The 25,151-nt window shown below is 74.0% G+C and carries 21 protein-coding genes; 11 read left to right on the top strand and 10 right to left on the bottom strand.

Annotated elements, in window-relative coordinates:
- The first annotated feature begins 201 nt into the window (after nucleotides 1-201).
- The 4 genes from JNW98_RS00155 to JNW98_RS00170 all read left to right on the top strand — a co-directional run bounded on the left by JNW98_RS00155 (nucleotide 202) and on the right by JNW98_RS00170 (nucleotide 3,993).
- Nucleotides 202-1,320, top strand: coding sequence for an aliphatic sulfonate ABC transporter substrate-binding protein (locus tag JNW98_RS00155; protein WP_223765954.1), 1,119 nt, complete (start codon nucleotides 202-204; stop codon nucleotides 1,318-1,320).
- A 156-nt stretch (nucleotides 1,321-1,476) separates the two neighbouring features.
- A complete protein-coding gene (locus tag JNW98_RS00160) occupies nucleotides 1,477-2,355 on the top strand; it encodes an ABC transporter ATP-binding protein (protein WP_223765955.1) in 879 nt (292 codons plus the stop codon).
- Nucleotides 2,342-3,214: an ABC transporter permease gene (locus tag JNW98_RS00165; RefSeq protein WP_223765956.1), complete on the top strand. Its 873-nt coding sequence runs from the start codon at nucleotides 2,342-2,344 to the stop codon at nucleotides 3,212-3,214. Before JNW98_RS00160 ends, JNW98_RS00165 begins: the two co-directional genes overlap by 14 nt.
- A complete protein-coding gene (locus JNW98_RS00170; protein WP_223765957.1) occupies nucleotides 3,211-3,993 on the top strand; it encodes a sirohydrochlorin chelatase in 783 nt (260 codons plus the stop codon). The genes JNW98_RS00165 and JNW98_RS00170 overlap by 4 nt, the downstream gene beginning before the upstream one ends.
- 73 nt (nucleotides 3,994-4,066) lie before the next feature.
- On the opposite strand, the gene JNW98_RS00175 is transcribed toward JNW98_RS00170, so the two are convergent.
- A complete protein-coding gene (locus JNW98_RS00175) occupies nucleotides 4,067-4,558 on the bottom strand; it encodes a MarR family winged helix-turn-helix transcriptional regulator (RefSeq protein ID WP_223765958.1) in 492 nt (163 codons plus the stop codon).
- Nucleotides 4,559-4,655: 97 nt separating this feature from the next.
- Here JNW98_RS00175 and JNW98_RS00180 point away from each other — a divergent pair, with 97 nt between their 5' ends.
- The gene (locus tag JNW98_RS00180) at nucleotides 4,656-5,495 is read left to right on the top strand and encodes an NAD(P)H-binding protein (protein WP_223765959.1); all 840 of its coding nucleotides are present in this window, start codon (nucleotides 4,656-4,658) and stop codon (nucleotides 5,493-5,495) included.
- 148 nt (nucleotides 5,496-5,643) lie between these two features.
- Here the strand turns inward: JNW98_RS00180 and JNW98_RS00185 are convergent, their stop codons facing one another.
- Nucleotides 5,644-6,294 carry a LysE family translocator gene (locus JNW98_RS00185; protein ID WP_223765960.1) on the bottom strand — a complete coding sequence of 217 codons (651 nt, stop codon included), beginning with the start codon at nucleotides 6,292-6,294 and terminating at the stop codon, nucleotides 5,644-5,646.
- A gap of 443 nt (nucleotides 6,295-6,737) precedes the next feature.
- On the opposite strand from JNW98_RS00185, the gene JNW98_RS00190 reads away from it, so the two are divergent.
- A complete protein-coding gene (locus JNW98_RS00190; protein ID WP_223765961.1) occupies nucleotides 6,738-7,616 on the top strand; it encodes a phosphotransferase enzyme family protein in 879 nt (292 codons plus the stop codon).
- 34 nt (nucleotides 7,617-7,650) lie between these two features.
- Here JNW98_RS00190 and JNW98_RS00195 read toward each other — a convergent pair whose 3' ends face one another.
- On the bottom strand, nucleotides 7,651-8,319 hold the full coding sequence (locus JNW98_RS00195; RefSeq protein WP_223765962.1) for a DUF4097 family beta strand repeat-containing protein: 669 nt from the start codon (nucleotides 8,317-8,319) through the stop codon (nucleotides 7,651-7,653).
- Nucleotides 8,320-8,541: 222 nt separating this feature from the next.
- On the opposite strand from JNW98_RS00195, the gene JNW98_RS00200 reads away from it, so the two are divergent.
- On the top strand, nucleotides 8,542-9,288 hold the full coding sequence (locus tag JNW98_RS00200) for a GbsR/MarR family transcriptional regulator (protein ID WP_223765963.1): 747 nt from the start codon (nucleotides 8,542-8,544) through the stop codon (nucleotides 9,286-9,288).
- A gap of 19 nt (nucleotides 9,289-9,307) precedes the next feature.
- Here JNW98_RS00200 and JNW98_RS00205 read toward each other — a convergent pair whose 3' ends face one another.
- From JNW98_RS00205 to JNW98_RS00215, 3 genes are all read right to left on the bottom strand, one after another.
- Nucleotides 9,308-9,997: a 3'-5' exonuclease gene (locus JNW98_RS00205; protein WP_223765964.1), complete on the bottom strand. Its 690-nt coding sequence runs from the start codon at nucleotides 9,995-9,997 to the stop codon at nucleotides 9,308-9,310.
- Nucleotides 9,998-10,192: 195 nt separating this feature from the next.
- Nucleotides 10,193-11,431 (bottom strand): DUF5919 domain-containing protein, encoded by a 1,239-nt coding sequence (locus JNW98_RS00210; RefSeq protein WP_223765965.1) that lies wholly within the window; start codon nucleotides 11,429-11,431, stop codon nucleotides 10,193-10,195.
- Between the two features lie 217 nt (nucleotides 11,432-11,648).
- Nucleotides 11,649-12,869 carry an RNA-guided endonuclease InsQ/TnpB family protein gene (locus tag JNW98_RS00215; protein ID WP_223765966.1) on the bottom strand — a complete coding sequence of 407 codons (1,221 nt, stop codon included), beginning with the start codon at nucleotides 12,867-12,869 and terminating at the stop codon, nucleotides 11,649-11,651.
- Nucleotides 12,870-13,166: 297 nt separating this feature from the next.
- Here JNW98_RS00215 and glgX point away from each other — a divergent pair, with 297 nt between their 5' ends.
- A complete protein-coding gene (gene glgX / locus JNW98_RS00220; RefSeq protein WP_223765967.1) occupies nucleotides 13,167-15,293 on the top strand; it encodes a glycogen debranching protein GlgX in 2,127 nt (708 codons plus the stop codon).
- Nucleotides 15,294-15,333: 40 nt separating this feature from the next.
- On the top strand, nucleotides 15,334-17,706 hold the full coding sequence (gene treY, locus JNW98_RS00225) for a malto-oligosyltrehalose synthase (protein ID WP_223765968.1): 2,373 nt from the start codon (nucleotides 15,334-15,336) through the stop codon (nucleotides 17,704-17,706).
- 52 nt (nucleotides 17,707-17,758) lie between these two features.
- Here the strand turns inward: treY and JNW98_RS00230 are convergent, their stop codons facing one another.
- Nucleotides 17,759-18,679, bottom strand: a complete 921-nt coding sequence (locus tag JNW98_RS00230) for a LysR family transcriptional regulator (RefSeq protein ID WP_308015419.1) — start codon at nucleotides 18,677-18,679, stop codon at nucleotides 17,759-17,761.
- A gap of 94 nt (nucleotides 18,680-18,773) precedes the next feature.
- Between JNW98_RS00230 and lpdA the strand changes: the two genes are divergently transcribed.
- Together lpdA and treZ are read left to right on the top strand one after the other, a co-directional pair.
- Nucleotides 18,774-20,186 (top strand): dihydrolipoyl dehydrogenase, encoded by a 1,413-nt coding sequence (gene lpdA, locus JNW98_RS00235; protein WP_223765969.1) that lies wholly within the window; start codon nucleotides 18,774-18,776, stop codon nucleotides 20,184-20,186.
- A gap of 191 nt (nucleotides 20,187-20,377) precedes the next feature.
- Entirely contained in the window at nucleotides 20,378-22,120 is a 1,743-nt protein-coding gene (gene treZ / locus JNW98_RS00240) for a malto-oligosyltrehalose trehalohydrolase (RefSeq protein ID WP_308015420.1), read from the top strand.
- A 317-nt stretch (nucleotides 22,121-22,437) separates the two neighbouring features.
- Here the strand turns inward: treZ and msrB are convergent, their stop codons facing one another.
- From msrB to JNW98_RS00255, 3 genes are all read right to left on the bottom strand, one after another.
- On the bottom strand, nucleotides 22,438-22,854 hold the full coding sequence (gene msrB, locus JNW98_RS00245; protein WP_223765971.1) for a peptide-methionine (R)-S-oxide reductase MsrB: 417 nt from the start codon (nucleotides 22,852-22,854) through the stop codon (nucleotides 22,438-22,440).
- 58 nt (nucleotides 22,855-22,912) lie between these two features.
- Nucleotides 22,913-24,310 (bottom strand): UDP-N-acetylmuramate--L-alanine ligase, encoded by a 1,398-nt coding sequence (gene murC, locus JNW98_RS00250; RefSeq protein ID WP_223765972.1) that lies wholly within the window; start codon nucleotides 24,308-24,310, stop codon nucleotides 22,913-22,915.
- 286 nt (nucleotides 24,311-24,596) lie between these two features.
- A complete protein-coding gene (locus JNW98_RS00255; RefSeq protein ID WP_223765973.1) occupies nucleotides 24,597-25,088 on the bottom strand; it encodes an indole-3-glycerol phosphate synthase in 492 nt (163 codons plus the stop codon).
- Nucleotides 25,089-25,151: the final 63 nt, after the last annotated feature.

Raw genomic sequence — 25,151 nt, forward strand, 5'->3', positions numbered from 1 at the left:
ACCCGTCGTCGCCACACCGCGAGCGCCACGCGCGCACCCCACGCGACACCGCCTACCCGCTGTATCCCGCAACGCCGCGCAACGCCGGTGCAACGTCCCCGCAACGCCCCTGGCGGAACCTCCTGTTCAGACTTCTGCCACCCCCCTCTCCCCCACCGCTCCCCGCTCCTCCCCACCGCCCCGCCGAGAGGACCCTCACCCATGCCTTCCTCCGCCCGCCGCCGACCACGCGCGGCCGCCGTTCCCCTCCTGACCCTGACCCTCTCGGCGATCCTGACCCTGGCGTCCTGCGGCTACGGCTCCACGAAGGACGAGGCACGCCCCGCGGGGCAGGCCGCCGAGGGCGCGCCGAAGCTGTCGGCCGACTCCGTGACCATCGGCTACTTCCCCAACATCACGCACGCCACCCCGCTGGTCGGCGAGCAGGAGGGCATCCTGCGGAAGGAACTGGGCGGCACGAAGCTGAAGTCGACCACGTTCAACGCGGGCCCGTCCGAGATCGAGGCGCTCAACGCCGGCTCGATCGACATCGGCTGGATCGGCCCCTCGCCGGCGATCAACGGCTACGTGAAGTCCAAGGGACAGAACCTGCGGATCGTCTCGGGCTCGGCCTCCGGCGGCGTCAAGCTCGTCGTCGACCCCAAGAAGATCCGCACGCTCGACGACGTCAAGGGCAAGCGGATCGCCACTCCGCAGAAGGGCAACACCCAGGACGTCGCCTTCCTCCACTGGATCGCGAGCCGGGGCTGGAAGGTCGACCCGGGGAGCGGCAAGGGCGACGTGTCGGTGGTGCGGACGGACAACAAGGTGACGCCGGACGCGTTCAAGTCCGGCTCGGTGGACGGCGCGTGGGTGCCCGAGCCGACGGCGTCGAAGCTGGTGTCCGAGGGTGGGAAGGTGCTGCTGGACGAGGCGTCCCTGTGGCCCGGCGGGAAGTTCGTCATCACCAACGTCATCGTGTCGCGGACGTTCCTCGAACGGCACCCGGACGTCGTCGAGGCCGTGCTGCGCGGTTCGGTGCGCACCAACGCCTGGATCGCCGCGAATCCGGCCAAGGCGAAGGCGTCCGCGAACGCGGCGCTGAAGAAGCTGTCCGGCAAGGCGCTGCCGGCCGACGTCCTGGACCCGGCGTGGGCCTCCATCCGGACCACCGACGACCCGCTGGCGGCCACCCTGCGGGCCGAGGCCGACCACGCGGTCGCCGCCGGCCTGCTGGACAAGCCGGACCTGGCCGGCATCTACGACCTGGCTCCGCTCAACAAGGTCCTCAAGGCCGAGGGCAGGCCGCCCGTCGACGCGGCGGGGCTCGGCCGGCAGTAGGCGGTACGGCGCCGGCACCGCACCGGTACGGCTCCGGCACCGCACCGGTACGGCTCCGGCACCGCACCGGTACGGCTCCGGCACCGGAACGGCACGGCGCCGACAGCAGGCGTACGACACGTCCCCGCACCACCGACCGCACACCAGGAGGTCCGGATGGCCCCGACCACGACCCCCACGACCGCCACGACCACCACGACCACCGGCAGGACCGGCAGGACCGACAGGTCCGGCACCGCTCCCGCGCCGGCCGGCGCCGACGCACCCCCGGCCGTCCGGATCGACCGCGTCCACAAGCACTTCGCCCGCTCCGGCGACGGCCGGCCGGTCCTGGAGGACATCACGCTCGACGTCCGCCCCGGGGAGTTCGTCTGCCTGCTGGGGGCCAGCGGCTGCGGCAAGTCGACGCTGCTGAACCTGGTCGCCGGTCTCGACCGGCCCACGGCGGGCACCATCGAGGTGCCCGGCGGCCGGCCGGCGCTGATGTTCCAGGAGCACGCCCTGTTCCCCTGGCTGACGGCGGGCCGCAACGTCGAGCTCGCGCTCCGGCTGCGCGGCGTGCCCCGGGCGGACCGGCGGGCCGAGGCCGAGCGGCTGCTCGACCTCGTCCGGCTCGGCGGCGCGTACCGCAAGCGGGTGCACGAGCTGTCCGGCGGGATGCGGCAGCGCGTCGCCCTCGCCCGGGCGCTGGCGCAGGACAGCCGGCTGCTGCTGATGGACGAGCCGTTCGCCGCGCTCGACGCCATCACCCGGGACGTGCTGCACCACGAACTCACCCGGATCTGGTCGGAGTCGGCGGAGTCAGCGGAGTCGGAGACCGCGCTGTCGGTGCTGTTCGTCACGCACAACGTGCGCGAGGCGGTGCGGCTGGGGCAGCGCGTGGTGCTGCTGTCCTCCCGGCCGGGCCGGGTGGCGCGGGAGTGGACGGTCGGCATACCGCAGCCGCGCCGCATCGAGGACGCGGCGGTCGCGGACCTGTCCGTGGAGATCACCGAGGAACTGCGTGGGGAGATCCGCCGTCATGGCAAGCACTGAGACCGCCTCCGACCTGGCCGGGCTGGAGGCCGGGCTCGACGCCCTGGACGCCGTCCCGGTCGAACGCACGCCGCTGCGGCAGGTCCTGCTGCACAAGGTGCTGCCGCCGGTCACGGCCGTCGTCCTCGTCCTCGCCGTCTGGAAGCTGCTGGTCGTCGCCGGGGTCACCGCGGACTACAAGCTGCCCGACCCGTCGGCGGTCTGGCACAGCCTCCGCGAACTCTGGCTCCAGGGCACGCTGTTCGACATCATCTGGACCAGCGTCTCGCGCGGCCTGCTCGGCTTCCTCGCCGCCCTCGCCCTGGGCACGCCGCTGGGCCTGCTGGTGGCGCGCGTGCCCTTCGTCCGGGCGGCCCTCGGACCGATCCTCTCCGGCCTCCAGTCGCTACCCTCGGTGGCCTGGGTGCCGGCGGCGGTCATCTGGCTGGGCATCACGGACGCGGCGATGTACGCGGTGATCCTGCTGGGCGCCGTCCCGTCCATCGCCAACGGGCTGGTGTCCGGCATCGACCAGGTGCCGCCGCTGTACCTGCGGGCGGGCCGCACCCTGGGCGCGACGGGGGCCCGGGGCGCACGCCACATCCTGCTGCCGGCGGCGCTGCCGGGCTACATCGCCGGCCTCAAGCAGGGCTGGGCGTTCTCCTGGCGCTCGCTGATGGCGGCCGAACTCATCGCGTCCTCACCGGATCTGGGCCTGGGTCTCGGCCAGTACCTGGAGAACGCCCGCACCGACTCCGACATGCCGGCGGTGCTGCTCGGGATCCTGCTGATCCTCTTCGTCGGCATCGCCATCGACCTGGCGGTCTTCAGCCCCCTGGAACGCCGGGTGCTCCGCACCCGGGGACTGGCGGCGAAATGACCGGCACACCGCCCGCGCTGCTCCTCGTCGCCCACGGCAGCCGCGACCCGCGCCACGCGGCGACCGTCGCCGCCCTGCGCACCCGGGTCGCGGCCCGCCTCCCGGGCGTACGGGTCGCGGCCGGCTTCCTGGGCCTCCGCACCCCCGACGTCCCGACGACCCTCACCCGCCTGGCTGCGGATGGGGTACGGACGGCGGTGGCCGTACCGCTGCTGCTGACGCACGCCTTCCACGCGTCGACGGACATCCCGGACGTCCTCCGTACCGCCACCCCGCCGGGACTGACGGTACGTCAGGCGCCGGTACTGGGCCCGTGCCGCCTCCTCCTCTCGGCCCTGGAGCAGCGGCTCCGCGAGGCCGGCGTCCCCACCCGCGCCCGCGCCACGACGGGCGTCGTCCTGGCCGCGGCCGGCTCCTCCGACCCGTCGGCCACCGCCGCCATCGCCTCCCTGGCCCGCACCTGGCAGGCCACCGGCTGGCGCGCCGTCCGACCCGCCTACGCCTCAGCCGCCGGCCCCCGCACGGAGGACGCGGTCCGCGCCCTCCGCGCCGAAGGCTGCGAACGCGTCGCCGTGGCCCGCTACGTCCTGGCCCCCGGCCGCCTCCCGGACCGCATCGCCGCGGGCGCTGCCACCGCGGGCGCCGACGCGGTGGCGGAACCGCTGGGGGCGGCACGGGAGGTGGTGACGTTGCTGGTGCGGCGTTACGAAGAAGGCGCTGAGGGCGCTGCCGGCGCCGCGGCGACCCCCGGGTGGGAGGTGGAACGGGCGGCGGCCTAGCCGGGACGAGCGCCAAGAAGACCCCCACCAGGCCGACGGCGCAGGCCCGCCGCCGGCAGAGCGCGGAGGCGGGTCAGCGACGAGCCGCCGCCTCCGCGCGGAGGCGTTCGGTCTGCGCGCGGCCCACCTCCGACGCCTTGCCGAGGTAGTCGCCGATGACGGCGAGCTGTTCGTCCGTGTAACCGGCCAGGACCTGGCGGAACGCCCGGCCGGGTTCGTCCCAGGCCGCGCCGATGCCGGCGAGGGAGCCGGGGGCCAGGGCGACGAGGGCTCGCCGGCGGTCGTCGGGGTCGATCCGCCGCTCGGCGATGCCGGCCTTGACCAGGCGGTCGACGAGGCGGGTGGCGGAGCCGGGGGTCAGGCCGGTGAGGCGGGCGATCTCCCCGGTACACAGCGGCCCGCCCGCCCGGTGGAGCAGGTTCACGCACTGGAGGTCCGTGGGGTGCAGGCCCAGGCTGTCGGCCAGGGCCTGGTTGAACAGGGTCCAGACCGCGTAGTGGCGACGGCTCTCGCTCACGATCTCCTGCAGCAGTTCCGCCCGTTCCGGCACCTGTCCGACCTCCACCCGGAAAAACCCTTGCGTCGCGCAATCTTTGCGCGACACAATCTTTTCGCCACGCACATTGTGCGTCGCCTCGCCATGCTACGAAAGGCACGCCCTCATGACGACCCTCGTCACCGGAGCCCGCGGCCGCGTCGGCCGCGTTCTCATCGACCTCCTGCGGTCCGACGGCCGCCCGGTCCGCGCCGGTTCCAACGCCCCCGAGGAGCTGAGCCTCCCCACGGGCACCGAGTCCGTGCGCTGCGCGCTCGGCGAGCCGGAGACGTTCCCCGCCGCGCTCGACGGCGTCACCTCCGTCTTCCTCTACGCGCAGGCGTCGCACGCCGACGCGTTCCTCACGGAGGCGGAACGGGCGGGGGTGGAGCACATCGTCCTGCTGTCGTCGACGGCCGCGCTGGCGCCGGAGGACGTCCGGAACCCGATCGTCGACATGCACCGTGACGCCGAACGGGCGCTGGCGGCGGCCCCGATCGCCTCCACCGCGCTGCGGCCGGGCGGCTTCGCCACCAACGCGCTCGGCTGGGCCCAGTCCATCCGCACCGAGGGCGTCGTCCGCCTCCCCTACCCCGAGGCGCACTCCACCCCCATCCACGAACGCGACATCGCCGAGGCCGCCCACGCGGTGCTCACCGCCGATGCCCACCGCGGTACCGGGCACAGGCTCTCCGGGCCGGAGTCGCTCACCTTCCGGGAGCACGTGGAGCACATCGGGCGCGCCGTGGGCCGGCCCCTGACCGTCGAGGCCGTGGGCCCGGAGGAGTGGAAGCGGTCGGTCTCCGCGTTCATGCCGGAGGTGTACGCGGACACGCTGCTCGCCGCGTGGCGGGCCGCGGACGGCGTTCCGGAGGAGGTCGCGCCCGGCGTGGAGCTGCTGACCGGCCACCCGGCCCGGACGTTCGCGGCCTGGGCCGAGGAGCACGCGGCGGCCTTCACCGCCTGACCCGGCCAGGCGCCTGCCGGGCGAGGCATCAGGCCGGGCGAGGCATCCGACCCGGGCGAGGCGTCAGGCCGGGCAAGGCGCCTGCCCGAGCGAGGCGCCAGACCGGGCGAGGCGCCAGACCAGGCGACGCGTCAGACCAGGCGACGCGTCAGACCGACTCGACGGCCGTCCCGACGCCCAGGGCCAGCAGGACGCCGCCCGTGGCGCGTTCGAGGTTGCGGTGGACGCGGGGGCGGCGCAGCCAGGCCATGAAGCGGGTGGCGCCGAGGGTCACGAGCAGCAGCCAGGCGGCGGCGATGACCGCGTCGATCACTCCGAAGAGGAGAGTCGTGGCGAGCGGGGACGCGCCGTCCGGGAGGAACTGCGGTGCGACGGCGACGAAGAAGACGCCGACCTTCGGGTTCAGCAGGCAGCTCAGCACGCCCTGCCGGAAGGCCGCGCCGGCGCCGACCGACCCGGGCGCGTCACCCTCGGACTCCGGGGCGGGCGGCGGCTCCTGGGACAGGGCCACGGCGCGGCGCTGCGCCCAGAGCGCCTGCGCGCCGAGGAAGACGAGGTAGGCGGCGCCGGCCAGTTTGACGAAGGTGAACGCCGCGTCCCACCGCTGGAGCGCCGCCGCCAGGCCGAACGCGGCGGCCACGCCCCAGCCGAGCGACCCCACGGCCGCCCCGAGGCCGGTGGCGGCACCGGCCCGGCGCCCGCCGCGCAGGCAGTTGCGCAGCACGAGGACGAGGTCGGGGCCCGGAGAGACCGTCACCAGGAGGGAGAAGAGGGCGAAGCCGAGTATCGCGGTCGTCATGCAGCGCTCCAGTCACACACGTCTCATACACGTCTCACGCGCGCCTCACGCGCGTCGGTGATCGGAGCCTAATGCGGCACGGACGGACGGGACCTGGGGTTTTACCGGACCCGCCGGTGAACGGAGGTGGCCGCCGTGCCCCGTGGGGGTGAGGCACGGCGGCCGAGGGGACCGTACCAGGCGGTCGGTCCCCCGCGGGCCCGTTCGCCGACGCGCGGACGGCCCGGCGGCCGCCGCGCCGGGGCGATCCGCTCTCTCCTCGCACCTCTCCGGGCCCTGCGAGGCTCGGCGATCCGTCCTCGGGGACGGACGTTCGACGGCTGGTGGCCGCCACGGAAGGTTGCCGGTGCGGGCCCCCGCGCCGGCAGACGGCAGAATGCCCGGGAACCCCCGCACCGGACCGAGGGGGCGGAACGAGAGCGAGGGTACGGACGGTGGCCGACGTGTCGGAGGCGGCATTCACGGAACAGCGGGCGCGCGCCCTCCTGGCGCGGGCCGGGCTGACGGAGCCGGCGGCGCGCGACGCGACGCTGCTCGCGCTCGGAGAGAACGCGGTGTTCGCGTCCGGCGGCCTGGTCGCGAAGGTCGGGCGGCACTCCTCGCTCGCCGACCGCGCACGCCGCGAACTGCGCGTCGCGACCTGGCTGGCGGAGAGCGGCGTCCCGGCCGTGCGGCCGGTCGAGGCCGAGGTGGCGATGGCGGACGGGCACCCCGTGACGCTCTGGCACCGGATGCCCGACGCCGTCCGCCCCGCGACCCCCGAGGATCTGGCCGGGCTGCTCCGGCTCGTCCACGCCCTGCCCGCCCCGGACTTCGGGCTGCCGCCGCGCGACCTGCTCGACGGCGTCGAGCGCTGGCTGCGGCTGGCCGGTGACGCGATCGACCCGGCGGACGCCGCGTATCTCCGCGAGCGGCGCGACGGGTTCGCGGCGGCGGCCGCCGCGCTCGTCCCGCACCTCCCGCCGGGGCCGGTGCACGGGGACGCGCTGACCCGCAACGTCCACGTCGGGCCGGACGGGCCCGTCCTGGTCGATCTGGAGACCTTCGCCGCGGACCTGCGCGAGCACGACCTGGTCGTGATGGCGCTCGGCCGCGACCGCTACGGCCTCGCCCCGGAGGGCTATGACGCCTTCGTCCGTACCTACGGCTGGGACGTCCGCGAGTGGGACGGCTGCGCGGTGCTGCGTGGGGCGCGCGAGACGGCCAGTTGCGCCTGGGTGGCCCAGCACGCGCCGGGCAACCCGGCCGCCCTGGCCGAGTTCCGCCGCCGGGTCGCCTCCCTGCGGGACGGCGACACGGCAGTGCGCTGGCGGCCTTTCTGACGCTCTCCCGCCCGGCCGGCCAGGCGGGAGGGTGTCAGATGCTGCGGGCGGTGATGTCACCGTAGGACGTGGTCGCGTGGATGGTCAGGTCGGCGGTCCCCCCGGCGTTCTTGAGCGCGTTGTGGATCCGGCCGTAGGCGGTGCCGGCGTCCAGCGCGGCGGAGACGCCGCGGGCCGCGCCGACGGACACTTCGCCGGACTCGGTGCGCAGCACGACCGTGCCGCGCACGGCCTCGGCGACGTGGAGGTCGCCGTGCCGGGTGCTGATCTCCGCGTCGCCGCCCAGGCGGCCGACCGAGACGTCGCCGGCCTGGAGGGTGAGGCGGGCGCTCGCGGCCTCGTCCAGCTTGACGGTGCCCCGCGCGCCCTCGAAGGCGACGTCGCCGAGCCGTCCGACGCCCCGGAACTCGCCGTCGGCCGCCTTCGCCTCGACCCGCGAGCCGGCGGGGAGCCGGACGGTCACCTCGACCGCGCCGGAGCTGCCGAGGACCGCGTTCTTCGCCAGCGCGGCCGTGACCCGCAGGACGCCGTCGCCGTACTCGACGCCGATCCGCTCCGCGGCCTTGACGTCACGGCCCTTGGAGGCGTCCGCGGGCAGGACCTCGACGACCGTGTCGGCCCGCTCGGCGGCGATGAACCGGATGTGCCCCGCGGGGATGTCGAGGACGGCGGCGATCGGGGCGGGGGTGACGAACTTCTGCATGGTGCTCTCTCCTTGACTCGCTGTTTCCTGCGACGGAAACGCTACGTTGCTTTCGCGGACGCGACAATAAACTCGTTGCACCAGACATACGTTTACGCAGGTCAGAGCAGATTAATCATTGCAATGCCACTGAAAGCTAATGCAACGCCAGCCCTCGTTTCGTTGCAATGAGTTGTCGGTGAACGCTATTCTGGCGGCTCCGAGAGCACGAAGGAGACCACGATGCCGGGAGGCAGACTCACCCAGCAGGAGCGTCGGCAGATCGCCCAGGGGCTGGCCGACGACCTCGCCTACGCCGAGATCGCCCGGCGCCTCGACCGTCCGACCTCGACGGTCACCCGCGAGGTGATGCGCAACGGCGGCCCCACCGCCTACCGCGCCGACCTGGCGCACCGCGCCACCGAACGCCGCGCCCGGCGGCGCGCGCAGGCCGCACCCCGGCCGGCGGAGGCACCCCCGCCGGCCCACGGACGCGACGCCGAGGCCGTGCGCGCGTACGAGGAGACGTTCACCACCGTCCTCATGGCGTCGGGCATGCCCAGGATGACGGCCCGGGTGCTGGCCTGCCTCACCCTCGCCGACTCGGGCAGCCTCACCGCGTCCGAACTCGTCCGGCGGCTCCAGGTCAGCCCGGCGTCCGTCTCCAAGGCGGCCGCGTTCCTCGAAAGCCAGGGCCTGATCCGCCGGGAGCGCGGCGAGGGCCGCCGCGAGCGCTACGTCGTCGACGACGACGTCTGGTACCAGTCGATGATGGCCAGCGCCCGCTCCCTCGCCGGACTCATCGAGACCGCGCGGCAGGGCGTCGGCGTCCTGGGCCCCGCCACCCCGGCCGGCACCCGCATGGAGAACATCGCCCGCTTCCTCGACTTCGTCTACGAAAGCACCGTCCGCGCCGCGGAGCAGGCCCGGGAAGTGCTCCACACGAAGGCGGAACCGGTCGCGGAGGAGGCGCCCCCGGCCGCCCGGTAGCTCACACCGCCCGCCGCGCCTACCGCAGCGGCCACCTCCCGTCCACCACGGCCCCCTCGTGCCCCTGCCGCCGCAGCCATGCCTGGTAACCCGCGGCCCACTCGCCGTACCACCGCACCTGCCGGCGGTGCAGCTCCGCCAGGTCGGCCTCCCCTATGCGCGGGTGGCGCTCGGCTATCGCGCGGGCGACGCGGACCGCCGCCAAGGCGTCGGCGCCCGCCTCGTGGGCGGCGTCGAGATCGACCCCGTACTCGGCGCAGACCGCGCCGAGCGTGCGGCGGCCCTTGCGGTAACGGTCGACGGCACGGTCGATGGTGAGGGGGTCGATGACCGGGCCGAGGCCGTCCGGCAGCAGCGGCGGCAGGTCGTGGCGGCGCAGCTCGGCGGCGAGCAGGCTGAGGTCGAAGGCGGCGTTGTAGGCGACGACCGGAGTGCCCGCCGCCCAGTGGGCGGCCAGCGTGCGCCCTATCTCCGCGACCACCTCGCGCGCGGGGCGGCCCTCCGCCGCCGCCCGTTCCCCGGTGATGCCGTGGATGGCGGCGGCCTCGTCCGGAATGGGCACGCCGGGATCGGCGAGCCAGCCGCGCCGGCCCACCGGTTCACCCGCCTTGGTCTCGACGACGGCCGCCGTGACGATCCGCGCCTCCGCCGGGTCCGTCCCCGTCGTCTCCAGGTCGAACCCGACCAGCAACTCCCCGTGCCAACCCATGGCACATCCCCCCTCGGTGGTGCTTTCCCCGTTGGACCACCAGCCTCGCACGGGGCACTGACAACGGGGTGACGTGCCGTCATGCCAGCCGACGGACAAGCGAAGCCCTACGTCAGGGGGCGCTGAGCATCAGGAGACGGCCAGCAAGGAGACGGTCAGCATCAGGAGACCCCGAGCATCAGGGGCCACAGATCATCAGGAGACCTGCCGAGAGTCCTGCCAGACCCCTTCGAACTCCTCGCGATAGGTGTCGAACAGCCCGTGCTCGTCCGGCGCCTGCGCCCGCGCCTCGGTCCGCCGCCCGCCGCGCAGCACCAGCACCGGCGCCTCCATCCCGCGCGCCTTGCGCAGGTAGGGCTGGACGACGGCGAGCCCGTCCGGGCCGTCGCCGTTGACGAGGTAGGCGGTGAAGCGCGGGGTCTCGTCGAAGACGCGGATCTCGAACGCGGCGGGGTCGGACAGCCGGTCGCGCACCCGCCGCATGTGCATGATGTTCATCTCCACGGACCGGCTCATCTCGCCCTTCTTCAGGCCGAGCTCGCGCTCGCGGCGGCGGACCGCGCTGCTCGCCGGGTTGAGGAAGAGGAGCCGCGCCCGGCAGCCGTGCTCGGCGAGCCGCACCAGCCGGCGCCCCGAGTAGTTCTGCACCAGCAGGTTCAGCCCGATGCCCACCGCGTCGAGGCGGCGGGCGCTGCCGAAGAGGTCCTCGACGGGCAGCTGCCGCTGGAGGCGCACCCGGTCGGGGTGGACGCCGACGACGTCCGCGTACCGGTCGCCGACCAGGTCCTCGACCGCGTCGACGGGCAGCCGGTCGACGGAGTGCCCGCCGGGCCCGCTGCCGAGGATGTCCAGGAGCCGGGCGGAGGCCCGTTCCGCCTGGTCGAGGACGGTCCGGGAGAGGGCGCGGTTGCGGGAGACGACGTTCCGGGTGACTTCCAGCTCGTCGAGGGCCAGTTCGAGTTCGCGCCGGTCGTCGAGGTAGGGCTCGAAGCACGGCCAGTGCTGGACGAGGAGTTCCCGCAGCTGGGGCAGGGTGAGGAAGCTGAGGACGTTGTCGTCGGCCGGGTCCAGGAGGTAGCCCTTGCGGCGGCTGACCTCGCGGACGGCGACGGCCCGCTGCACCCACTCCTGCCCGGCGGGCCCGGCCGCGGCGACGACCCACTCGTCCTCGCCGTGCACCGGTTCGTACACCGGGCGCAGCACGGCGGCGACGACGGCGCGCAGCCGCTGTTCGACGAGATTCAGCCAGATGTAGGCGCGGCCGGCGCGGCGTGCGCGGGTGCGCACCTCGCCCCACGCGGCGGCGTCCCAGTCCAGCTCCGTCCCGATCTCTCCGGGGCGGACCAGCGAGACCGCGCCGAGGGGTGTACCGCCGGGCGCTTCCTCCCCCGCGCCACCGTCCGCAGGAGGCAGCTCCAGCCCGCCCGAGCTCACCAGTCCACCGCCTTCCGCCCCCCGTTCAATGATCAAGGCAGACTACTGCGCCCGCGGGAGCCGGCGCACACGCGCCCGGTGGCCACCCGGTGAACTGGCCTGCCGGGTGTGGCGGTTGTCCGGGGGCCCTGGGACGGGAGTGAGCTGATTCATATTGAATCCTCCCCTTCCCGGAAAGGAGGGGTTCCTCCGCCTTCCGGGCGTGGGGATTTCCGGCTCAGGCCGCTCGGCGGGGCGGCGCCCCGCCGAGTCTTGCGCCCTCGGCACCGGCCGGGTCGAGACCAGCCCGGATCAGCATCACACGCGCGGAGTTCTTGTCCCGTGGACTCACGGTTCCGCAGGCGACGCAGGTGTAGGTGCGCAGTCCCAGCGGCAGTGCATGCTTGGCTCTCGTCATGCAGTGCGCGCAGTCCATCGTGGTGTGCGCGGGGTTGACCAGGTGCACGGCCCTGCCGTGCTTGCGGCCCATCTCGATCAGGGCCCTTTTGGTGGCGCCGATGGCGGCGTCGGCGGCCTTCTTCGCCATGGTGGTCCTGGCGAGGAATCTCGGGCGGAAGTCCTCGACCGCGAGAGCGTCGTGGTCGCGGACAACGGCCTTGGCCCACTTGCGGGCGGTGTCCTGACGCTGCCGGGCGACCTTCTTGTGCAGTCTGGCGAACCGGCGTCCGGCCGCCTTGTAGCCCTTGGAGGCGGGCTTGCCCCTGGCCGGTGCCCTCCGGGACATCATCCGCTGATAGCGGTTCAGCTTCGCGGCGGCCTTCCTGCCGTACTCGGCATGCGGAAGGTCGTGCGACTCGGACGTGGTGGTCGCGGTCTCCCTCACACCCCAGTCCACACCGATCACTCGGCCGGTCCCGGGCAGCGGCAGCACCTCGGCGGGGACCACGAAGGAGCAGAACCAGTGGCCGAGGTTGTCCTGGTAGACGCGCACCGACGACGGCGCGGCCGGGAGTTCCCGCGACCACACCACCGTCAGCCGGATGCCGCCCGCCAGATGCAGACGGCCATCCTTGAGTCGGAATCCGCGCTTGGAGTAGTTCAGGCTCGGGAGCGCTTCGCGCTTCTTCTTCCACTTCGGCATCCCGGCCCGGCGGCCGACGGTCCGCCGGTCCCTGATGTCCTTCAGCGCCTTGGCGCGGGACTTGGCGAAGTCCCGTACCAGCTGCTGCTGCGGGACGCTGGAACCCTCGCGGAGCCATGCCGTGCGGGCACGGGCCTCGGTCAGCATCTTGTCGAGCTGCGCCGGGCCGCAGGCCCGCTGCTCACCGGTGGCCTTGTTGTGCAGGTGGGTGGCCCTGGACTTGGCGACACACTCGTTCCAGATCCATCGGCACCGGTCCCACTCGCCCATCAGGGCCGTACGGGCGGTGGACGACACACGCAGCCGGAACGTCCACCGGGCATACCCGGCGCTCTCCGACACCTGATGGACCACCATGGCCCCATTGTGCTCTCGTGGTTGGCGGGAGACTGAGCGAACCGTATTCTTCCCCGGCCCGGAGACCGGGGCATCCTCTGGATACCAGATGAAAATCCGGTGCTCGGCCGAGAGAACCGGGGAAGGAGGCCGGGAAACGGCGGCCGGCGCCCGGAAGGCCGGGGAGGAGTCGCGCCCGTCACCCGGGTGGACGTGGCCCGCCGGGCGGTGGGGGCGGCGCTTTTGGGGAAGATCTGTATCTCGACGGTCCGGGGCGACGGTGCCCGGGATAGCCGGAGACGCGAGAGAGTCGAGCCTATGCAGGTCTGGCCGGGACAGGCGTATCCCCTCGGTGCCACCTATGACGGTGCGGGCACCAATTTCGCGGTCTTCTCCGAGGCGGCGGAGCGGATCGAGTTGTGCCTGCTGCACGACGACGGTTCGGAGACGGCGGTCGAGCTGCGGGAGAGCGACGCGTTCGTGCGGCACGCCTATCTGCCGGGGGTGATGCCGGGCCAGCGGTACGGCTTCCGGGCCCACGGCCCGTACGCCCCCGAGCGGGGGCAGCGGTGCAACTCCGCCAAGCTGCTCCTGGATCCGTACGCACGAGCGGTGAGCGGTGCCGTCGACTGGTGTGAGGCGGTCTACGGCTACCACTTCGAGGACCGGGACGCCCGTAATGACCTGGACTCCGCTCCGCACATGATGACGTCCGTCGTCGTCAATCCGTACTTCGACTGGGGCGACGACCGGCCGCCGCGCACCGAGTACCACCGCACGGTCATCTACGAGGCGCACGTCAAGGGTCTGACGATGCTTCACCCGGAGCTGCCGGAGGACATCCGGGGCAGCTACGCGGCGCTGGCGCACCCGGCGATCGTGAACCACCTCAAGGACCTGGGGGTGACGGCGATCGAGCTGATGCCGGTGCACCAGTTCGTCAACGACCACCGGCTGGCGGACCTGGGCCTGTCCAACTACTGGGGTTACAACACCATCGGCTTCTTCGCCCCGCACAACGCCTACGCCTCCTGGGGCGACCGCGGCCAGCAGGTGCTGGAGTTCAAGTCGGCGGTGCGGGCGCTGCACGAGGCCGGCATCGAGGTGATCCTGGACGTCGTCTACAACCACACGGCCGAGGGCAACCACCTGGGGCCGACGCTCTCGTTCCGCGGCCTGGACAACGCCTCGTACTACCGGCTGGCGGACGACCCGCGGTTCTACACGGACACCACGGGCACCGGGAACTCCCTGCTGATGCGCAGCCCCCACGTCCTCCAGCTGATCATGGACTCGCTGCGCTACTGGGTCACCGAGATGCGGGTGGACGGATTCCGGTTCGACTTGGCGGCGACGCTCGCCCGGCAGTTCCACGAGGTGGACCGGCTGTCGTCGTTCTTCGACCTGGTGCAGCAGGACCCGGTGGTGAGCCAGGTGAAGCTGATCGCTGAACCGTGGGACGTCGGGGAGGGCGGCTACCAGGTCGGGAACTTCCCGCCGCTGTGGACGGAGTGGAACGGCAAGTTCCGGGACACCTGCCGGGACCTCTGGCGCGGCGAACCGGCCACCCTGGCCGACTTCGCCTCCCGGCTGACCGGCTCCTCCGACCTCTACCAGGACGACGGCCGCCGCCCGCTCGCCTCCGTCAACTTCGTGACCTGCCACGACGGCTTCACCCTGCACGACCTGGTGAGCTACAACGAGAAGCACAACGAGGCCAACGGCGAGGACAACCGGGACGGCGAGAGCCACAACCGGTCCTGGAACTGCGGCGCCGAGGGCGAGACCGAGGACCCGGCCGTCCTCGCCCTGCGCGAGCGGCAGATGCGCAACCTCATCGCCACCCTGCTGCTCTCCCAGGGCGTCCCGATGATCAGCCACGGCGACGAGTTCGCCCGCACCCAGCGCGGCAACAACAACGCCTACTGTCAGGACAGCGAGCTGTCCTGGGTGCACTGGCCGGGCCCCGACGGCACGGCGGCCGAGCGGGCGCGCCGCATGCTGGCCTTCACCCGCGCCATGGTCTGGCTCCGCCGCGACCACCCGGTCTTCCGCCGCCGCCGCTTCTTCCACGGCCGCCCCGAGCAGGGCACCTTCAACGAGCTGTCCGACATCGCCTGGTTCACCCCGGAAGGGGAGGAGATGCGGGACGCCGACTGGCAGGCCGCGTACGCCAAGTCCCTGGCGGTCTTCCTCAACGGTGGCGCCATCTCCGAGCCGGGGCCGCGCGGGGAGCGGGTGGCCGACGACTCGTTCCTGCTGCTGTTCAACGCCCACCACGGCCCGCTGGACTTCGTCATCCCGCCGGACCACGGCCGGCTCTGGCAGGTCGTGGTGGACACGGCGCTCCCGGACGGGGTGACGGACGACGGCCGGAAGCTCGCGGCCGGCGACCGGCTCACGCTGACCGACCGGAGCCTGGCCGTTCTCCAACGCCCGCTCTGAGGGGGCGAGAAGCGGCCTCCGCCTGGGTACGGATGTTCCCATGAAGCGCGACAGCCCGGCGCCTCCGACGGCGACCTACCGCCTCCAGCTCCAGCCCGCCCTCCCGTTCGCCGCGGCCGAGCGGGCCGTACCCGCGCTCGCCGCCCTCGGCATCTCCCACCTGCACCTCTCCCCCGTCCTGGAGGCCGTCCCCGGCTCGGCCCACGGGTACGACGTGACGGACCACACCGCCGTCCGGGCCGAGCTCGGCGGCGAGGACGGGCTGCGCGCGCTGTCCCGCACCGCCCGCGCCCACGGGCTCGGCCTGATCCTCGACATCGTGCCCAACCACATGGCCGTCCCCGCGCCCGAGCACCTCAACGGGCCGCTGTGGGAGGTGCTGCGGGACGGCCCGGCCTCCCGCTACGCCCGCTGGTTCGACATCGACTGGGCCGAGCACGGCGGCCGGGTCCTGCTCCCCCTGCTGGCCGGCCGGCTCGGCGACGAGCTCGACCGCTTCACCGTCCACGACGGCACCCTGCGCTACTACGACCACGTCCTCCCCCTGCGCCCCGGCACCGAGAAGCTGCCGCTGCCCGAGCTGCTGGACGCCCAGTGGTACCGGCCGGCCTGGTGGCGGCTGGCCCGCACCGAGCTGAACCACCGCCGCTTCTTCACCGTCTCCGAGCTGATCGCGGTCCGCGTCGAGGACCCGGAGGTCTTCGCCGCCACCCACGCCAAGGTGCTCCAGCTGCTCCGCGAAGGGGTGGCCGACGGGCTGCGGATCGACCACCCCGACGGGCTCGCCGACCCGGCCGGCTACCTGCGGCGGCTGCACGAGGCCACCGGGGGCCGCTGGACGGTCGTCGAGAAGATCCTCGCCCGCGGCGAGGAGCTGCCCGCCGGCTGGCCGGTGGCCGGCACCACCGGCTACGACGCCCTCGCCCACCTCGACGGCCTGTTCACCGACCCGGCCGGCGCCGAGCGGCTCACCGCCGCCTACCGGGCGTACGCCGCACCGCCGCCCGACCGCGGCGGCGACTGGGCGGCCACGGCCCGCCGGGCCGCCTGGCGCATGGTCTCCCACGAGCTGGTGACGGAGGTCGAACGCCTCGTCCGCGTCGCCGGCCGGATCTGCGACGGCGCCCTGCCGCTGCGCGACCACGCCCCCTGGGCGCTGCGCACGGCCCTATGCGAGATCCTCGTCCGGCTGCCCGTCTACCGCCCCTACGCCCGGCCCGGCGAACCCGCGGCGCCCGCCGACGCCGTGCTGCTGGAGGAAGCGGCGCGGGAGGCCCGCGCGGCCTTCGCCGTGCCGGAGGAGGCGGACGCGGTGGACGTGGTGAAGGACGCGGCCCTCGGCCGGCTCGGTGACGGCCCGGACCACCGGGACTTCTGCGCCCGGTTCGCCCAGACCGCCGCCGCCCTGCACGCCAAGTCCGTCGAGGACACCGCCTTCTACCGCTACGCGCCGCTGCTCTCGGCCACGGAGGTCGGCGGCTCCCCCGGCCGGCCCGCCGTCGCGCCCGGCGAGTTCCACGCCTTCTGCGCCCGGCTGCAGCGCGACTGGCCCGCCACGGGCACGGTCCTGTCCACCCACGACACCAAGCGCGGCGCCGACGCCCGGGCGCGGGTGGCGGCGCTCACGGAGTACCCCGCCGAGTGGGCGCGGTTGCTCGCGCGGGTGACGGAACGGACGCCTCCGCCCGACCCGCACATGGCCTGGACGGCCTGGCAGAACGCCTTCGGCCTGGGCGAGCCGGACGCCCTGCGGCTCGTCCCCACCGTCCTCAAGAGCGTGCGCGAGGCGGCGCTGCGCACGACGTGGACCGAGCCCGACGCGGCGTACGAACAGGAGGTGGAGCGCTTCGTCGTCGCCGGCCCGTGCGGCCCGGCCCACGAGGAGCTGACGGCCCTCGCGGCGGACGCCGCCGCGTCGGTGCGGGCCAACACGCTGGGCGCGGCCCTGCTGCACCTGACCATGCCCGGCGTCCCCGACGTCTACATGGGCACCGAACGCGTCTCCCGCACCCTCGTCGACCCCGACAACCGCCGCCTGCCGGACTTCGCGGCCGGGGGGCCCGGCGACCCCGCCTCCTTGGCCGCCGAGAAGCTCCACCTCACCCGTACCGCCCTGCGCCTCCGCCGCGCCCACCCCGCGTGGTTCGGCCCGGACGCCACGTACGTGCCACTGACTGCCGACGGCCCCGCCGCGGACCACTGCGTGGCGTTCGCCCGTTCCGACACGGTGGTCGCGGTGGCGACGCGGCTGGCGCGGGACCTGGAGGCGGCGGGCGGCTGGGGGGACGCGGCGCTGGCGCTGCCGGGCGGTGGCAGGTGGCGCGAGCTGCTGACGGGCCGGGTGTGCGAGGAACAGGGGCTGCTGGGGTGGTTGTTGCACCGGTATCCGGTGGCGCTGCTGACGCGGGAGTGACCAAGCCTCGCGGCGCGTCGGGGGGCGGCGCCGGGACGTCGGCCCCACCCGCTCAGGCCGCCTCCCGCCCGTCCCCCCGGCCCTCGAACACCCGGCCCCCGAACACCCCGTCCCGGCACATCTCCGCGAACCGCAGCGCCGCGCCCGTGAGTTCGACGCGCGCGTAGGCCGTCTGCTCCTGCCGCCACGCCGGGTCCACCGGTACGGCCACCGCCCCCGCCGTCGCCCGGGCCACGTGCACCGAGCAGGCGAGGACGCCGACGCCCGCCACCGCCAGCCGGACCGCCGTCGACGCGTGCTGCACCTCCATGGCGGTCAGCGGACGGAACCCGTGGCGCGCACACTCGCGGTCGAGCCACCGTTCACCGCCGATCACCGGTTCCAGGACGCAGCGCACCCAGGCGCGGCCGGCCAGCTCCGTGAGGCGGACCGGATCCGTACGCTCCGCCAGGGGGTCGTCCCGGGGGACGACGATCACGATCTCCTCCGCCCCCAGCGAGACCACCGGCCCCTCCCACCCCGCGGGCCGGGGGCCGACGGCGAGGTCGGCCACGCCCCGGCCCATGTGATCGCGCAGTTCGTCCGTGGTCAGGTACTCGTGCAGGTGCAGCCGGATGCCGGGGAACTCGTGCCGCCAGCGGGCGAGGACCGGCGGCAGGGCGCCGATCGCGAGCGCGTGCAACGTCGCGACGTGCAGTTCGCCGCCCTCGGCCCCGGCGGCGGCCTTGGCCGCCCGGCGGGCCAGCCCGGCGCTCCGCACGGCGAGTTCGGCGTGCGGCAGGTAGGCGCGACCCATGGGGGTCAGCCCGACCCCGCGCGGCAGCCGCTCCAGCAACCGCCCGCCCACCTCCCGTTCGAGCGCCTTGATCTGGTGGGACAAAGCGGACTGGGTGACGTTGAGGGTCTCGGCGGCGCGCGTGAAGGACCGCTCCTCGACCACCGCCACCAGGTACTCCATCTGCCGCAGGCTCACGACTCCCACTCCCCCATGCCCATGAACGTCTCTCATCGCTCCGATCGAAACATTGCGTTGGACTCATATTCGCTGCTGGGCGGAGGGTTGGGGCATGCATGAGACAGACGTCATCGTCATCGGCGGCGGCACCGGCGGCTACAGCACCGCGCTGCGCGCCGCGCACCTCGGTCTGGACGTGGTGCTCGCCGAACGCGACCTGGTCGGCGGCACCTGCCTGCACCGGGGCTGCATTCCGAGCAAGGCGATGCTGCACGCGGCGGAGCTGGTGGACGGGATCACGGAGGGGCGCGAACGCTGGGGCGTGCGCGCCACGCTGGAGTCCGTCGACTGGGACGCGCTGACCGCCACCCGGGACGACATCGTCGGCCGCAACCACAAGGGCGTCGAGAGCCACCTGTCCCAGGCGGGCGTCCGCGTCGTCCGCGGCTCGGCCTCCCTCACGTCCGACCGGACGGTCCGGGTGGACAGCGGTGACGAGGCGGGTACGGAGTGGCGCGCCCGGCGCGGCATCGTCCTGGCCACGGGGTCGCGCCCGCGCACCCTGCCCGGCCTGGAGCCGGACGGCCGGCACGTGGTGACCAGCGACGACGCCCTCTTCGCACCCGGGCTGCCGGCGTCCGTCCTGGTGCTGGGCGGCGGCGCGATCGGCGTCGAGTACGCCTCGCTGCACCGGTCCATGGGCGCCCGCGTGACGCTGGTGGAGGCGGCCGACCGGCTGCTTCCACTGGAGGACGCGGACGTGAGCCGGCACCTCACCCGGGGCCTGAAGAAGCGCGGCATCGACGTGCAGACGGGCGCGCGCCTGGAGGAGGCCCACCCCTTCGAAGGCGGCGTCCGGGCGACGATCCGCACGGCGCGCGGCGAGGTCCGCGAACTGACCGTGCACCGCCTGCTGGTGGCCGTCGGCCGGGTGCCGGTGACCGACGGCCTGGGCCTGGCGGCGGCGGGACTCTCCACCGACGCCCGCGGCTTCCTCGCCCCCGCCGACTGGGCGCGCCTGGAGACGTCCGTCCCCGGCATCCACGTGGTCGGCGACCTCCTGCCGCCGCCCTCCCTCGGCCTGGCCCACGCCTCGTTCGCCGAGGGCCTGGTCGTCGCCGAGACCCTCGCGGGCCACGACCCGCGCCCGGTGGACTACGCGGCCGTCCCCCGCGTCACCTACTCCAGCCCGCAGACCGCCTCCGTCGGCCTCTCCGAGGAACAGGCCGTCGCCGCCGGCCACGACGTCAAGGTCAACTCCATGCCCCTCACCGGCACCGCCAAGGGCATGGTCCACGGCCAGGGCGGCATGGTGAAGGCCGTCGCGGACCAAACCGGCCGCATCCTCGGCGTCCACCTCGTCGGCCCCCACGTCTCCGAAATGATCGCCGAGGGCCAGCTGATGGTCGGCTGGGACGCGGAGGCTTCCGACGTCGCCCAGCACATCCACCCGCATCCGACGCTGTCGGAGGCGGTGGGCGAGGTGATGCTCTCGCTCGCGGGGCGGGGCCTGCACCAGGTCTGAGCGGCGCGCGTCCTCGAACTCCCCCAGAGGGGGCACCCCCAACGGGTTGGATCAGCCCGTTGGGGGTGCCCCCTCTGGGGGAGTTCGAGGACAGCGCCCGCAGGGCGCTTCGGGGGCGCGGGGGCTTGCCCCCGCGAGAAACGGGAAGGGGCGGGGCAGGGGCAACCCCACTCCGACCCGAGGAGCCGCCGGTGCTGTACGAGGTATGGGCCCCGCACGCCAAACGCGTCACGCTGCACACGGACGACGGCACGCACCCCATGCAACCCACCCCCACCCGCCCCGGCTGGTGGCACCGCGAAGCCCCCGGAACCCCGGACACCCGCTACGGCTTCGCCCTCGACGACACCCCGCCCCTCCCCGACCCCCGAGCCCGCCGCCTCCCCGACGGTCCCGACGGCCGGGCGGCCCCCATCGACCCGGCGCACTGGAAGTGGCAGCACCCATGGCCGGGCCGTGCCCTCCCCGGCGCGATCCTCTACGAGCTCCACACCGGCACGTTCACCCAAGAAGGCACCTTCGAAGCCGCGACCCACCGCCTCCCCCACCTCGCCGCACTGGGCATCACCCACATCGAGCTGATGCCCGTCTGTCCGTTCCCCGGCCGGCATGGCTGGGGCTACGACGGGGTGGCGCCGTGGGCCGTCCACGAACCGTACGGCGGCCCGGACGGACTGCGCCGCTTCGTCGACGCGGCGCACGGGCACGGCCTCGGCGTCGTCCTGGACGTGGTCCACAACCACCTGGGCCCGTCCGGCAACCACCTCCCCGCCTTCGGCCCGTACTTCACCGACCGCCATCAGACCCCGTGGGGCGCGGCGGTGAACCTCGACGGCCCGGGATCGGCCGAAGTCCGGACGTACTTCATCGACAGCGCCCTCGCCTGGCTGCGGGACTACCGCCTGGACGGCCTCCGCCTGGACGCCGTCCACGCACTCGCGGACGACGGCCCGCGCCACTTCCTCGCCGACCTGTCCGAGGCCGTGGACGACCTCGCCGAACGCCTCGGCCGCCCCCTCTTCCTCATCGCCGAATCGGACCGCAACGACCCGGCCACCATCACCCCGCGCCCGGCCGGCGGCCTCGGCCTGCACGCCCAGTGGAACGACGACTTCCACCACGCCCTGCACACCGCGCTGACCGGCGAGTCCCAGGGCTACTACGCCGACTTCGCGGCGGACCCCGGGCAGGCCCTCACCAAGACGCTGCGCGGCGGCTTCTTCCACGACGGCACCCACTCGTCGTTCCGCGGCCGCCCGCACGGCCACCCCCTGGACCCGGCCACCACCCCCGCCCACCGCCTGCTCGGCTACGCCCAGACCCACGACCAGATCGGCAACCGCGCCCTGGGCGACCGCCTGGCCGCCCGCCTCTCCCCCGGCCTCCTCGCCTGCGCCGCCGCACTGGTGCTGTGCGCGCCGTTCACGCCGATGCTCTTCATGGGCGAGGAGTGGGGAGCCCGGACGCCGTGGCAGTACTTCACCGACCACACCGACCCGGAGCTGGCCGAGGCCGTACGCCGCGGCAGGCGCCGCGAGTTCGCCGCCCACGGCTGGCCCGCGGAGGACGTCCCCGACCCCCAGTCCCCGGCCACCCGGCTCCGCTCCTGCCTCGACTGGGACGAGTCACACCGCACCCCGCACGCCGAACTCCTCGCCTGGTACCGCCAGTTGATCGCCCTCCGCCACACGGAACCGGCCCTCACCACCCCGGACTGGACGGACACGGCCCCCACCGCGACCCCCGACCGATGCGTCACCTTCCACCGCGGCCCCCTCCTCATAGCCGCCAACCTCGCCCGCACCCCCGCCGAACTCCCCGTCCCCCCGACCACCCGCGTCCTGGCCGCCTGGCGCCCCCTCCCGCCCCCGGACGAACGCGGCCTGCTCCACCTCCCCCCGGAGTCGGCGGCGATCCTGCGGACGGGCGGATGACCGGCGCCCGCTGATAGCCAACAGCTGATCGCCGCCCCAGGGCCGAACGGCCCCGAAGGGAGCCGTTCGGCCCTCCTGCGCCGGGCGCCGGGCAGGGCAGGGTTGGGGGTGACCGACCGGGGGATCGTCCTCGGTCGTGGCAGGGGCCGGCCGGCCATCCCTCACCCGCCCGGCCGGACGGTCCCGGCCGCGGCCCCCTCCGTTCGTTCACCGGCCGTCCGGCCGTCGGCGCCCCCCGTCGCCAGGCGGCCGGGCACGGCCTCCCCGGCGGCGGACGGCCGGTTCAGGCGGATGGCGGGTTCAGGCGGACGGCGGGTTCACTCGCCCTGCTCGCCCGCCGGCTCCAGGCGCAGCGCGATGCTGTTGATGCAGTAGCGCTGGTCCGTCGGGGTCGGGTAGCCCTCGCCCTCGAAGACGTGGCCGAGGTGGGATCCGCAGCGGGCGCAGCGGACCTCGACGCGGACCATGCCGTGCGAGCGGTCCTCGAGGAGCTCGACGGCGTCGGAGTCCTTGGGGTCGTAGAAGCTCGGCCAGCCGCAGTGGCTCGCGAACTTCTCGGTGGAGCGGAAGAGTTCGGCTCCGCAGGCGCGGCAGGAGTAGACGCCGGCCGTCGTCGTGTCCGTGTACTCGCCGCGGAACGCCGGTTCCGTACCGGCGCGGCGGAGTACCTGGTACTCCGCCGGCGTCAGTTCCGCGCGCCACTGCTCGTCCGTCTTCTCGACCTCGTAGGGCATGGGCCGTACGTCCTCTCGGGACTCTCGGAGCTCTCGGGGCTCTCGGGGCTCTCGGGGGTCAGCTCTCCAGGCGGGCCAGGATCCGCGGACCGAGGTCCGTGACGTCCCCCGCGCCCATGGTGAGAACGAGGTCGCCGGGGCGGACCATTCCCGCCAGGACGTCGGGGACGGCGGCCATGTCGTGCTCGGCGCGCACGTCGGCGCCGGCCGCCCGGGCCGCGTCGATGATCATGTCGCTGGTGACGCCGGGGATCGGGTCCTCGCGCGCCGGGTAGATGTCGAGGACGACGGAGGCGTCGGCGAGGGCCAGCGCCTGTCCCATCTCGGTGCCGAGCTCCTGGGTGCGGCTGAACAGGTGGGGCTGGAAGACCACCAGGACGCGGGAGCCGGCCGCGGCGCCACGCATGGCCTCCAGGTCGGCGGTCATCTCGGTGGGGTGGTGCGCGTACGAGTCGATGACCTGCGCGCCGGCGGCCTCGCCCTTGAGCTGGAGGCGGCGGCCCACGCCGGTGTACTTGCCGAGGGCGGCGGCCAGGTCGGCGGCCGGGATGCCCAACGCGACACCGGCGGCGAGGGCGGCGACGGCGTTGTGGGCGTAGTGCCGGCCGGGGACGGAGACGCCGAAGGTGAGCTCACGGCCGTCGAGCAGCACGGTGACCTCGCTGGTCAGGCCGCGCGGGGTGACGTCGAGGACACGGACGTCGGCGCCCTCCGACTCGCCGTAGGTGACGACCCGGATGCCGTCGGTGCGCCCGGCGAGGCGGCGGGTCAGCTCCTGGGCGCCCTCCTGGTCGGCCGCGACGACGAGCGTGCCGCCCGGGCGGATCCGGCCCACGAAGATCTCGAACGACTCGTGGATCTCCTCCATCGAGGCGTAGTTCGCGTGGTGGTCCAGCTCCGCGTTGAGGATGATCGCGACCTCGGGCGCGTACTTGTGGAAGCTGCGGTCGCTCTCGTCCGCCTCCGCCACGAAGATCTCGCCCGCGCCGTGCCGGGCGTTGGTGCCGGGCCCGTGCAGGTCGCCGCCGATGGCGTACGACGGGTCGAGCGCGAGCGCGTCCAGCGCCACCGCCAGCATCGACGTGGTGGTCGTCTTGCCGTGCGTGCCCGCGACGGCGATCGGGCGCAGGCCGTCCATCAGGCGGGCGAGCGCGTCCGAGCGGTGGACGACCGGGATGCCGCGCTCGGCGGCGGCGGACAGCTCGGGGTTGTCCTGCCGGATGGCGCTGGAGACGACGACGCAGGTGGCGTCCTCGGCGAGGTGCTCGGCGGCGTGCCCGATGTGGACCGTGACGCCGAGGGCGCGCAGCGCCGCCGCGGTCGCGGACTCCTTCGCGTCACTGCCCGCCACCTGGGCGCCGCGCTGGGCGAGGATCTTCGCGATGCCCGACATGCCGGCGCCGCCGATGCCGATGAAGTGCGGGCGGTCCATCGTCTTGGGGACGGCCGGTGCCATGTGCGGTGCTCCCTGGTTGTTCTCGGCTGCTGCGGTCGTCCCCGGGGGTCCGGGGACTGTGACTGCGCCGATTCTCGCACCCGGTGCCGGCGGGGTGGCCTCCGGCCGGGTGGGGATGCCCCAGCCCCGCCCTTCGCCGATTCCCGGGGGCTGCGCCCCCAGACCCCCGAAACCGCGCTTCGCGTGGTTGTCCCCAAACGCCGGACGGGCTGGTTTGTCAGCCCGTCCGGCGGCAAACTCACCTGTCCGGATGGCCTCGGGCGGGCGGTCCCCTTTGACGTCCGGGCTACTCCTCGTTCGCGTCCTCCCCGTCCTCGTCCGCGTGCGCGTACAGCTTGAGGACGGGCACGCCGACCTTGTGGCGGGCGCGGGAGGCCCAGTCGCGGTGGAAGAACTCCTCGACGAGGTGGGGTGCGGTCAGCACGATCACCTCGTCGGCGTGGGTCTGCTCGACGACGGAACGGAGCAGGTCCAGCGGGTGGTCGTCGATGATCTGGCCGACCGCCTCGCTGCCGGCCCCGCGCAGGAGGCGCAGGGAGTGCTCCAGGGCGAGGGCGGCGGGCCGCAGCGCCGCCTCGCCCTCGGGCTCGTCCGCCTCGTGGACGGCCTGTTCCAGCTCGCCGAGGGCGACGTCGTCGATGGCGCGCAGCAGCCGGTCCTCGGCGCCTCTGGGCTGCATCAGGACCACGAAGGACATGTCGTCGTCATGCAGGCCGGTGACGAAGTCGACGTCCGTCGCGGACAGCGGCTGTTCGATCATCAATACGCTCGTGAACACGGTCGGCGCCCTTCTCCTCCGTGGGCCCGGGCCCACACAGAAACCATCCTGCGCGTGCTCCCT

Origin of the sequence: Streptomyces huiliensis (genome assembly GCF_020037025.1) — a bacterium.
Classification (GTDB): Bacteria; Actinomycetota; Actinomycetes; order Streptomycetales; family Streptomycetaceae; genus Streptomyces; species Streptomyces huiliensis.